Genomic DNA, 1301 nt, shown 5'->3' on the forward strand with positions numbered 1-1301 from the left:
AGCCCGAAAGCCGCGCCATGCGAATCTTGTCGATCCACGACCGAAGCCGTGAATCTAAGATGCTCGCGTCCACTGTGTAGTTCTCAAAATACGGGCGGTATCCCTCTCCCACACACCCAGGCGTGAGAAAAGGATCCGGAGAGTCGACCCCGCCACCCGAAGGCAGCCGGCCCGGTCCCTCAGGACCCAACAGCGTGCATGTACCCGACTCCACCGCCCCGACGCGTTCCCAACCCGAAGGCTGTACTGACGCGAGACGATCTCACCGAGCACCTAGTTCAATGTTCCACCCATGAGCTACCAGCAAAGACATTCGCTTTGATCTGGCGCCTGGAACACCCTGCGGTGTCCAGATGCTCCTTAGAAAGGAGGTGATCCAGCCGCACCTTCCGGTACGGCTACCTTGTTACGACTTAGTCCTAATCACCGATCCCACCTTCGACAGCTCCCTCCTTGCGGTTAGGCCACTGGCTTCGGGTGTTACCGACTTTCATGACTTGACGGGCGGTGTGTACAAGGCCCGGGAACGTATTCACCGCAGCGTTGCTGATCTGCGATTACTAGCGACTCCGACTTCATGAGGTCGAGTTGCAGACCTCAATCCGAACTGAGACCGGCTTTTTGGGATTCGCTCCACCTTACGGTATCGCAGCCCTTTGTACCGGCCATTGTAGCATGCGTGAAGCCCAAGACATAAGGGGCATGATGATTTGACGTCATCCCCACCTTCCTCCGAGTTGACCCCGGCAGTCTCCTATGAGTTCCCACCATGACGTGCTGGCAACATAGAACGAGGGTTGCGCTCGTTGCGGGACTTAACCCAACATCTCACGACACGAGCTGACGACAACCATGCACCACCTGTATACCGACCTTGCGGGGCAACCATTTCTGGAAGTTTCCGGTATATGTCAAGCCTTGGTAAGGTTCTTCGCGTTGCATCGAATTAATCCGCATGCTCCGCCGCTTGTGCGGGCCCCCGTCAATTCCTTTGAGTTTTAGCCTTGCGGCCGTACTCCCCAGGCGGGGAACTTAATGCGTTAGCTGCGACACGGAGACCGTGGAAAGGTCCCCACATCTAGTTCCCAACGTTTACGGCGTGGACTACCAGGGTATCTAATCCTGTTCGCTCCCCACGCTTTCGCTCCTCAGCGTCAGTAACGGCCCAGAGAACTGCCTTCGCCATCGGTGTTCCTCCTGATATCTGCGCATTCCACCGCTACACCAGGAATTCCATTCTCCCCTACCGCACTCTAGTCTGCCCGTACCCACTGCAGGCCCGAGGTTGAGCCTCGGGTTTT

Annotated in this window: 1 rRNA gene; it reads right to left on the reverse strand. The window is 57.0% G+C overall.

Annotated features, from left to right (window positions below):
- Positions 1 to 364 precede the first annotated feature (364 nt).
- Positions 365 to 1301, reverse strand: a 16S ribosomal RNA gene (locus tag C5D08_RS16465); the annotation flags it as partial.

Origin of the sequence: Rathayibacter sp. AY1B6, from assembly GCF_002932755.1 — a bacterium.
Taxonomy (GTDB): Bacteria; Actinomycetota; Actinomycetes; order Actinomycetales; family Microbacteriaceae; genus Rathayibacter.